This window comes from Spirosoma sp., from assembly GCF_048594605.1.
Lineage (GTDB): Bacteria > Bacteroidota > Bacteroidia > Cytophagales > Spirosomataceae > Spirosoma.
In genome coordinates, this window is sequence record NZ_JBMDWV010000081.1 from 1 (window position 1) to 10,232 (window position 10,232).

At 48.8% G+C, this 10,232-nt stretch carries 10 protein-coding genes; all 10 read right to left on the reverse strand.

Going from position 1 to position 10,232, the window contains the following annotated elements; genetic code table 11:
• Nucleotides 1-1,456 (reverse strand): xanthine dehydrogenase family protein molybdopterin-binding subunit (locus ACOJS8_RS04725; RefSeq protein WP_420147380.1); only part of this gene is annotated, 1,456 nt, incomplete at its 3' end.
• A gap of 58 nt (nt 1,457-1,514) precedes the next feature.
• Nucleotides 1,515-2,501 carry an FAD binding domain-containing protein gene (locus ACOJS8_RS04730; RefSeq protein ID WP_420147381.1) on the reverse strand — a complete coding sequence of 329 codons (987 nt, stop codon included), beginning with the start codon at nt 2,499-2,501 and terminating at the stop codon, nt 1,515-1,517.
• A 58-nt stretch (nt 2,502-2,559) separates the two neighbouring features.
• Nucleotides 2,560-3,171 (reverse strand): (2Fe-2S)-binding protein, encoded by a 612-nt coding sequence (locus tag ACOJS8_RS04735; RefSeq protein ID WP_420147382.1) that lies wholly within the window; start codon nt 3,169-3,171, stop codon nt 2,560-2,562.
• An 83-nt stretch (nt 3,172-3,254) separates the two neighbouring features.
• On the reverse strand, nt 3,255-4,004 hold the full coding sequence (locus ACOJS8_RS04740) for a DJ-1/PfpI/YhbO family deglycase/protease (protein ID WP_420147383.1): 750 nt from the start codon (nt 4,002-4,004) through the stop codon (nt 3,255-3,257).
• A 50-nt stretch (nt 4,005-4,054) separates the two neighbouring features.
• Nucleotides 4,055-4,723 (reverse strand): putative quinol monooxygenase, encoded by a 669-nt coding sequence (locus tag ACOJS8_RS04745; RefSeq protein ID WP_420147384.1) that lies wholly within the window; start codon nt 4,721-4,723, stop codon nt 4,055-4,057.
• Between the two features lie 613 nt (nt 4,724-5,336).
• Nucleotides 5,337-6,431, reverse strand: a complete 1,095-nt coding sequence (locus ACOJS8_RS04750; RefSeq protein WP_420147385.1) for a Fic family protein — start codon at nt 6,429-6,431, stop codon at nt 5,337-5,339.
• A 427-nt stretch (nt 6,432-6,858) separates the two neighbouring features.
• Nucleotides 6,859-7,473 carry a hypothetical protein gene (locus tag ACOJS8_RS04755; RefSeq protein ID WP_420147386.1) on the reverse strand — a complete coding sequence of 205 codons (615 nt, stop codon included), beginning with the start codon at nt 7,471-7,473 and terminating at the stop codon, nt 6,859-6,861.
• A 17-nt stretch (nt 7,474-7,490) separates the two neighbouring features.
• Nucleotides 7,491-7,829 carry a hypothetical protein gene (locus ACOJS8_RS04760; RefSeq protein WP_420147387.1) on the reverse strand — a complete coding sequence of 113 codons (339 nt, stop codon included), beginning with the start codon at nt 7,827-7,829 and terminating at the stop codon, nt 7,491-7,493.
• A gap of 19 nt (nt 7,830-7,848) precedes the next feature.
• Nucleotides 7,849-9,954, reverse strand: a complete 2,106-nt coding sequence (locus tag ACOJS8_RS04765; protein WP_420147388.1) for a tetratricopeptide repeat protein — start codon at nt 9,952-9,954, stop codon at nt 7,849-7,851.
• Nucleotides 9,951-10,232, reverse strand: a 282-nt coding sequence (locus tag ACOJS8_RS04770; RefSeq protein WP_420147389.1) for a hypothetical protein, incomplete at its 5' end; no start/stop codon positions are given. The genes ACOJS8_RS04770 and ACOJS8_RS04765, both read right to left, overlap by 4 nt.

Here is a 10,232-nt window from a genome sequence, read left to right on the forward strand (position 1 = left end):
CCAAGTCAGTGGCAGCAGCCTGCACCAGGGCGTGGCCATCGGCATATAGTCGCACGCGAGCGTTGCCCTGCGCGTCATGTACTGGGTACGAGCCTGAAGCCATGCCCCAGCCTATGAGTTTGTTACCCTGACGAGTGACGCCGTTTTTCGGGTTTCGTTTGCTCCAGCCGAACAGTTCCGCGCCACGCTCGTAACACTGCTTCAGGCTTTTGCTGCTCCAGGGCTTGCCGGTGCCTGGGTCCTTGTCGGCGTGGTTCAGCAGCCGGATGGCAATGGGGTCCAGCCCGACCCGGTATGCCAAATCATCCATAGCGCACTCGATGGCAAACGAACCTGGGGCTTCGCCGGGGCCGCGCATGTAGGTAGAGGTCATCACGTTGGCCCGGGCTTGCTTCAGGGAGGCCTCAAAATTTGGACAGGCGTAGAGCATGTCCACGATCTTGCTGTTCATTTCGGCGTAATTGTCCCAGGGCGAGGTCGTAGCCGTTTTTTCGTGCAGCAGGGCCAATAGCTTACCCTCTTTCGTAGCACCTACACGCAGCGTCTGCTCCTGGTCCTCCCGATGGCCCATGCTGGTAAACATCTGTGGACGCGTCAGAACCAACTTCACTGGTCGGCCTACGGCTTTGGCGACCTGTGCCGTCAGTACGGTATGTGGCCACATCGTGAGTTTACAACCAAAGCCTCCACCGAGGTATTTGTTGACGACCCTTACGTTGTCGGGGGGCAGACCGAGCATAACGCACAGCGCCTTGTGGGTCGAGGCTATGGCCTGCGTCGTGTCGTAAACGGTTACGCGGTCTGTTGCCTCCCAATGAGCAATGGTAGCGCCCGGCTCCATCGGGTTGTGGTGGTTGGTGCTGTGCTGGCAGGTAAGCGTCAATTGTATTGGAGCGTTCGAAAAGGCCGTCTGAGCATCCCCGCGCTTAGCTGGTATCTGGGCAGCCGCGCCCTCAGTCGGTGTAAACAGTTTCGCCTGAGCATCCTGGTAGGAGGCTACGGGCTGTTCGGCAACAACGGACACCTTCAACAGCGCGGCCGCGTGCTGAGCGTACTCCAGCGTATCGGCAACGACAATAGCGACAGGCTGCCCGGCGTAAAAAATCTGATCCGAGGTCAGCGGGGTGAAGCTCATCTGCATCGCCAGCGCAATCTTCTTTTTGCCTTCCGGCGTGGCAGGCGTTTGCGCCAGCGGTGGTAGATTCTGGTGCGTGACGATGCCCAGTACGCCCGGAATCTGCTTGGCTGCACTGTCGTCAAAACCGGTGATGCGGCCCTTCGCTACGTCGCTGGTTTTTAATACAGCATGAACCAGACCGGGTAATTGGTTGTGCTCCGCTGTGTACGTGGCTGCCCCCATCACTTTGGCCCGCCCATCGACACGGATCAGCGGCTTGCCCACAACGTCTGATGAGGACTGCTGGTCAGCAAATCTTGGGTTATTAGTTAGACTCATACGTCTTAAGGAGTGAAAATAAACGAAGGAGATAGGTGCAACGGGTACGAAGGTTCGCCTAGGCATTCGCCACGGTTTGCAGCGCGCGCACCAGCGTGTTTTGAGCTAGTTCTACTTTAAAGGCATTTTCGCTACGTGGTTTGGCGGTCTGGAGCGCGGCAGCGGCAGCATTCTGAAACGTAGCTAGTTTTGCCGGGGCTCCCGTTAGCACTTTCTCAGCGGCTGGGCTGCGCCAGGGTTGCGCACCCACACCACCCAGGGCTACCCGGGCCGAGCGAATAATACCCTTCTGAATATCGAGACCCACGGCCGCCGATGCCAGTGCATACGCATAACTGGTTCGTTCGCGCACTTTCAGGTAGGTTGAGTGCTGGGCGTGAGCAGCGGCCGGAATCTCTACTGCCATAATCAATTCACCCGCTTCCAGTACGTTCTCGCGATGCGGTGTATCGCCGGGCAGCAGATAGAATTCGTTGATGGGCATCCGACGCTGTTTACCGGTTCGATTTTGCAGAATTAGCACGGCATCGAAAGCCACCAGTGCTACGGCCAAGTCACCGGGATAGCTGGTTGTGATGCAACGTTCACTAGTTCCCAGAATCGCCATGTTGTGATTGTCGCCGGTGAGGGCAGGGCAACCGGAGCCCGGTTGGCGCTTGTTGCAGGGAAAAGCAGCATCGCGGAAGTAACCGCAGCGGGTGCGTTGCAGCAGATTACCGCCGATGCTGGCCATGTTACGTAGTTGCGCCGAGGCCGCCAGCAGTAATGACTGCGATACGGCCGGAAACTGTTGCACGACAAGTGGGTTTTCGCCTACGGTATTCATGCGTTCCATGGCCCCAATGCGCAGTCCATCTTTGGTTTGCTCAATGCCTTTGAAGGGTAGCGTGTTGATGTCGATCAGTAAGGGCGGAGCCGCCAGATTGGCCTTCATCAAATCCAGCAATGTCGTAGCGCCCGCCACATACACGGCTTCCGGCTGATCGCTCATCAGGTCCACAGCTTCTCTGGCCGTGTTAGCCCTGGCATAGTGAAAGTCATTCATGGGTTACGATCTTGACAGATGATACGTAGTGAAGTTGTCGATGATAGGGACAGGTGTATTACTGACGAGACGCCACTTCTCGTATAGCAGCCAGGATATTGGGATAAGCGCCACATCGGCAGATATTCCCACTCATCCACTCCCGGCACTGATCATCGGACGTAGCGTGGCCTTCCCGTACACAGGCTACGGCGCTCATAATCTGTCCGGATGTGCAATACCCACACTGAAACCCATCGTGCTTGAGAAAAGCCTCCTGCATCGGATGTAACCGGGCAGTCGCAATGTCATCGCCATTCGCCAACCCTTCGATGGTCGTTATGGCTTTATCCTGCTGCATGATTGCCAGTGTAAGACAAGAGGTGATACGCTCGCCCTCCACGTGGACGGTACAGGCACCACATTGGCCGTGGTCACAGCCTTTTTTGGTGCCGGTCAGGTGCAGATACTCGCGTAGCGCATCCAGTAAGGTTGTCCGGGGCTCGGCTCGCAGCGAGTACACCCGGCCATTGATGCGTAAAGACAGTTCAGTAGCGCCCTGCACAACAGAGGGACCGGGCGCTGTATGTTCAGCCTGATTCATGGGTGCCAGCGTCAGTCCAACCAGGCCAGTGGTGTTTTTAAGAAAGGTACGCCGTGAGTTGCTGCCCGGAGACCACTTAGATGCCATAGCGGTAGGAACATGGATGAAATGATAAAAAAGAGCAGGAAGGTCCCCACTCCTTCCAGGGAGAGGGAGTGAGGAGACCAGTATTACTTTGCATTCTTGTTTTCGGTTAGCCACTCGGCCACAGCCCGGGAGAAATCCGCTACGTCGATCGGATGGCGACTGGTGATCAGATTACCGTCAACTACTACCGGCTGGTCTACTACCTGTCCACCGGCGTTTTTCAGATCGGTTTGTATATTCCAGTAGCCGGTCAGCGTCTTACCTTTCAGGATGTCGGCCGTAGCCAGCACGACGGGTGCATGGCAGATGGCTGCTACCAGCTTGCCTGACTGGTTGAAGGCCTGAACGAAAGCGATTACATCCTTGTCATGGCGCAGGTTATCCGGGTTCCAGGCTCCTCCGGGAATGAAGATCGCATCGTATTCGGCTACCTGGATTTCATCGATCCGCCGATCCACCTTAACCCAGCCCACAGGCTGTAGGTACTGGATGGCCATGATGTGATCCTGAGCCATTTCTGGCATAGTTAGTCCAAAACGGGCCGGGGCCGGGTTAGCCTTCATGGAAACGACATCGACTTTGGCACCCAAAGCACGGAAGTACCATACGGGTCCAAGCAGCTCTATCTCTTCGAAGCCATCAGCAGCAATGACGGCGATATTCTGACCGGCCAACTGCTGATCATCGTCAATCGGATCAAAGAAAAACTGGCGCAGCCCATCATTTCCGGGGGCCGTGAGCAGGTGCGCAACAGGCATGGTCGCCACAACCGGCGCGCTGGAAAGCTGCTGGAGCACTTCCAATTCATGTGTACTATTTTGTTGAGTAACCATATAGTTATTGAGTTAATAATGAGTATTCTAACTACACAAGTAATGAGGTGCTACTCCTGAGTCGCGGGCGCAAATAGCTTTAGCTTATGCAGTCCCTTCTCGAAAGGTGGGTTCGTGATGGAGGTGTGCAGAAAATCGAGAATTGGTCCCACGAACGGGAACTGTAGGTGTGTCTGAAGTGCCTCCGGATTGCGGAATTTTTCATAGGTGAGAAACTTCGTTTTGGCTCCATTTAGCTGGGTGAGCTGGTAGGTAACCACACCAGCTTCACCGCGGATAGAGGGCATAGCGGCATGGTATCTTTTTTTGAACTCATCCTGCGTTCCTGGCCTGGCGTCCACGAATAGCATTACCGTCATTGGGTCATCGTTGGCGTCTGGTGATCTACGCCAGTCCTCTTTCGAGAGAGGCTCCAGATCCGTTACCGAAATCTTCTCGTGTGGAGTCGTCATGCCTACCTTGGCCAGTGTGTCGATAGCCTTAGCCTGGCTGCTGGCTTGCAATGCCGTAAGTGATTCCTGATTTTCCCACCGCTCAATCAACCACAGTACGGTGGGGTGTTCAATCTCAGCGTAAGCCTCAGCCATTATGTTTCCCTCAGCATTTAGTGCCTGGAACACATATGCGCTCATCGCTAGGCGAAATTGGTCTTGATCGTTCGGCTCAACGGTGTATTTAGTCAACTGAACAACAATATCATCGATTTTCAATGGTTGCATCCCGAAATGTGTATTAGTGACGAAAAGAAAACGTGTTAATAAGAAGCTATTTTAGTTTCGACCTATCTATCTTATATAAGCAGGAAGGGCCAACGTATCTACAAACATTAGTCTCGCTGTTATCATGTTATTTTTATATATTCAAGAACGCCTTAAGTTGAAGTTTCAAAACTTGTGCCAACTTTGTATTTTCCTGATTATCAAGAAATTACCTTTTATCTGTTCGGTAAAAAACGACGACATAGCGTTAAAAAAACCGAAACAGCGATATAGCGTTCAGGTAGCGGATTTTGTAAAAAAGGGATCAGTGTAGCTACATTTCCAGCTTTTTATCCTGGATTTAAGGTTGACGCTATATATATTCCAGCACGGCGGGTTCGCCCTGTAGGCATAGAAAATAGCCGGTTTTGGTGTTCTTTCGAGAAGGGTTCCATAGGTAGTTCCGTGTAACTTATTTCATACGTAGTCCGACGTTTTTGGTACGGTTCTGGCAGCTGATTTTAAAAAGTTCAGTTAATGCTAAGAATCAACCTTTTCGTGAACGATAACAAATGAACAGGTGTACGTCAAATAACTAATATAGGCTACATCTTAAATTCCGTTGGTAAGCTGACTATTCACGCAACAAATTGAAGTGGGCAACATTAATAAACAGCGTTTCTTTCCACTTCTTCTCAGCACGAAGCACGCCTATCTGCTCTAAGCTACGCAAATACTTAGAGGCCGTCCGGCGGTCAATTTGTAGGCGATCAACCAAGTACTCGATTTTACTATAGGGATACTCGAATAACACCTCGATTAACTCTTTACTATATATTTTTGGCGCTTGTCTACGAACTTGCTCAACCGTCTGGTCAAATAGCCCTTGAATACGTGTAATTTGATCAATCGTCTTCCGAGCTGTTACCTCAACGGCTTGTAAGATGAATAAGATCCAATCCTCCCAGTTCTGCTCCGTACGCACGGCTTGTAAAAATCGGTAATAGTCCGCTTTGTGCGCAATGATGTAGCCACTTAAATAAAGGATGGGTTCACCTAATAAATCGTGAAGCAGTAGATAAAGTACATTAATAATGCGTCCGGTACGCCCATTGCCATCGTAAAAGGGATGAATGCTCTCAAACTGATAATGCTGGACAGCCAGCTTGATGAGCCGCGAAACGTCCTCTAGCTCACTATGATTAAGGTATTCTTCCAAATTGTGCATTAAAGCGTTTAGCACAGCGGGGTCATCAGGTGGCGTGTAAATGACTTGATTGGTCCGATCATTCCGCAGGCTAGTACCGGGAAGCCGTCGGATACCTGCCTGATTTTGCTCCAGTTCCTGTTGAATCTGAAGGATGCCATTGGTACTTAAAAATCCTTTCTGTTTAATAAAGTGATACCCCGTGTAAAGGGCTTGTCGGTAGCGAAGTACTTCTTTAGTAGCCTTATCAACATCTTGCCCTTTGAGACTCAAGGCTCGATAGAGCTTGTCATCGGTGGTAATAATGTTTTCAATTTCAGAGGACGCTTTGGCTTCTTTCAGCACCAGTGCGTTGATTAAGATAGCGGGATTGGGTAACAATCTGCTCAAACCTTTTAATTCAGCGAGTGCTGAAGCCGCTCGGCTCTCCTGACGTAAGATCTGTATTGTTTCTACGAGCTCACGTGCAGGTGGTAACAGAGGTAGCTTATTATAAGGAAGTTCAGCTTGAAATTGATTCATGTACAAATATCAGTAAAAAATGTACACGATAAAAGCAGTCATGTACACAAAATGTACATGACTGCTTTTATAGCCCTAAACCAAGCGTACGCGATTTAAACCTTTCAGGTTGCTAGCTGGCTGGATCATTATGCTTGTCTTGTCCTGATTAGAATCGGAGGTTTTCGTAAACAATTTTCATTTATATCAAAAATAGATTTAACCGCTTTATATACAGTCTATTAGATAGTTCATTAATTAATAATGAAAGTCAAATTATTGAACGTATTTTAGCCTGACCTGCTCACCTGATTCCAGGACAAGTAACTTGTCCTGGAATCAGGTGAGCAGGTCACAAGCGTTAACTTATATTGGACAGTTTATTAACTCAAAACTGTCCAATATTAGACAAAAAGTTGTTTAACTGGGGGTTATAATCGACCCTTGACTAAACAGAGTTCCCAAATTTAGAGTGCTGCCTGATTTGCTGTATTAAATGATTGATTTTATTTAATTGGTTGTCCAGGCGATAGGTAAACATCTCCATCAGCAAATAGAGCAGTTCTGCTTTAGATTGCGGGAGCACTTGTGGCTGTCCTCGTTGTAGACTCCACCACTCGGCTGCTTCAGCATATTTTTTTTTTGCGAGTAATTTTAAACCCACGTTAAGTATATTGGTGATTTCTTTATTGTCAGAAATGAGGTGTTGCAGTTGTAGGCCCTCAAACTGTAATTGCTGCAAATCCGCTTTTGCCAAAGCACTTACATTTCTTTCCCAATCTTTGTCGTGGTCAGCCTGAAGCTTGCCAAGTATATCATCGAGTTCGTCAGGCTTTATATAAGCCAACTGACCGGCAAAAGTCTGGGACAGTATTTTGTCAGACTCCTCCATTTTTTTTAATAACGATTGATTTTCTTCTTCGGATAGTTTACGGCTTACTGCTCGCTCAACAAAGAAGCTGGTTGTTGTGGTTGCTATGCCGGCAAATTGAAATGCTGTATTACAGGCAGGACATTCGGTAGCTCCTGTCGGCACCGTTGAATAACATTGTGGGCAAATCATCAGCTTCAGAATTTGGTTTATTTTCTGTGAATGAACTTTTCCATCAGGTTGGCAAACCGATCTACTTTCTGTTCCAGAATGGCACTTAAAAAAGGTGCAATGGCAGGAGCATCGTCTTTAAACTGATCTTTATAAGCAATTGGGACTTTTTTTTTCAAGAGTTGCTTTCTAAGTTTGCTGCCTCGGTTTATTAATTTTAATCCGCCGGGTGCATTTGAGGGTTTGTCTACAATAGCAGCTATAGGCGACGGGGTGGGTGAATGACGGCTCTCCGCATCAGCTTCTTCCATCACTGACCCTGAGGAAGGCCCTTCCTGCTCTTCCTCCGAATGGTTAACTTCCTTTTCCGGTTCCATGATTTTGTTTAGATTAAAATTAGCGCAGTACTTGTTTACCAATCTCCAGCAGAATTTGTTTCTCAACTTCGGTGAGTTCTTGAATATGGTTCTGGAGCTGCCGTGCCAGTCTACCATACCGTTCTTGAGTCACTTTAAAGTGAACAGAAGGTTCACTAATCTCATAGCTATTCACTTCGGAGGTAAATTCTTCAATATACTTTGCCCGGTTTAGCACGGCTTGCAGAGTAATGGGGGCATATTCAGGTTTGGGTGTAGACTTGATTTCTTGCAGTGCCGGATGATATTCCTTGAATAGACCCCATTCATCGAGTAGCGCTTTTCTCATGTTTTCTGAGATGTCGCGTGCAAAAAGTCTTTCTAAGGATAAAGAAATAAATTTGTCCAACAACATGACTCGCTTGACTTCCCGCCCTTTTTCTTTTTCGACCAATTGGACAACGAGGGGATGAAAAACTCCCATGGCTACTGACGCTTCCAGCCATTCGAGTGCCTTAATCCGTTTATCCGTATTTACATAAAAATATAAAATACCAAGTGCGGCTAAAACTTCGCGGTGGCGGGGTATAAATTGCAAGGCACGTAGCAACGAGTAGGTAATGCCATCAGTTTGGGTTTGAGAAAGGCGGCCTTGCTGCGTTTGCAATTGCAGCACCGCTGTAAGAAAATAGAATCCGCAGAATGCTTCTGCCGAAAAAGGCAAGACTTCTTCCTGGGTGCTGGAAAATAAAAACTCATCGGCTGTAAGCTCATCGGGTGGGGGCATATCAGCTGGTGTCCACTTTTTCAGGAAAGTACGGGTCGCACCAAGTGCCTCCGTGTGCTGTTGTTCACCATCAAGCAGCAGAATATTCATTGATTCTGAGATGATGTCGATTGCCTGTTGTTGTTGTTGGGTTAAGTTAGAGATCTGGTTTACGGCCTCAAGGGCTTGTCGGGCTGCTTCAAATTCCCTGTTGACGTAATGTTGACGTACCTGTAGTAAACGATTTTTCAATAGGATCGCAGGTACGCGGTCAGCCGCAATGCCAATAGAAATCACCCGCCGGAACAATTGATCGGCACCGTCGATGTTGCCCTGCGTTAGTAGGTTGGAAGCCAACTGAAGACAACACGTACTGATAAAATTATCAAAGTCAACATCCTTCTCACCAAGGCCCACCTGCGCTTTGTCAAAATTGTCGATGGCCTCCTGGTACTCTTCCTGCATCATTTTGAGTACACCAACTAAATACATGGCTTCAGTCATGCGGGGGGCCAGGCTGAGTAATGTTTTCAAACTTTTGTCCGTATCAGCCATCATCGCTTTGTCTTTAGGGGTAGGAAAACCACTTCCCTCCGTAGTGTATTGTCGTAGTAATAGTTGAATGGTGCAGAAAGATTTGAGGTAATAGTAGTCTGCTTGTTCTAGCGTACTCATTAGCGCAGGTTCAATCCGGTCCACTATTCTCAGCCCAGTCTCGTACCGATCTAATTGAGCCTCCACGGCCAGTTGGTTAAGCTGTTTTAATGCTTCCCTGTACTTTTCTTCCCGGGCACGGCTTCCATTGCGCCTCCAACGCCAACCGGGCAGCAGAGAACCTAGATCATCCGTTAGTATTATGGTCGCTGTTTGAAAAATGAGTATACCCAACGTTAGCAGTACAAGCCAAGAGTTCAGGGCGAGAGAAAGCGTGGGAGAGCCCAGCGGTGAATGGCGTGGTGTACTAAGCTGGGTGATGGTATCGTTTGGTCGTTTACTGAGCTGGGTGATGGTGATGTTTAATTGAGCAATTTCATTCTCAATCTTTGACTTTTGAATTTGCAGAACTTCCCTTCGTTGCTCCAATTTTCTGATCTGGTCTTGGCTGGCCTCCGAAAGGGGAGCCTTGGTAGTGGGCGTTATTGGCTGCACATGCACACTGATCCGCTTTTGGGTGGTGCTGCTGAGGTCGACAGTAAGCACAAAAAAACCAATTATACCCAGTAGCAGACTGCTCGCGAGTGATGTATACAGACGGTTGTAAGAAATGCTCAAGCCCTCCCGTTTTTCGATCAGGAACGAGTAAAGCACTGCAAGGGTAAGGAGCAGGCTAAACGTAAGAAGTAATAGCAAAACGCTGTTTTGAAACGTAAGTGAAGTCATGATCGGATACGATAGGCTGAAGATTTAGAGACTTCGAACAACAAGTCTTCTGCATACCACGGCACATTGGGCGAGGCCGTGATGTCAGATAGATCAATGCCACGGCTCTTTTGCGCCTCAAGGAAGGCGGTAACTCCCAATTGCACAGTCGTTTTAAGTTCGTCCGGGAAATAAACGGCGGAGCTTTTGATCCAATTCAACCAGCGTCCGGCAGACGTAATCATGGCTTGGTCATCATTTTCAGCAGCTAATTCCATTGACTTAACAAAGTGCCGAAA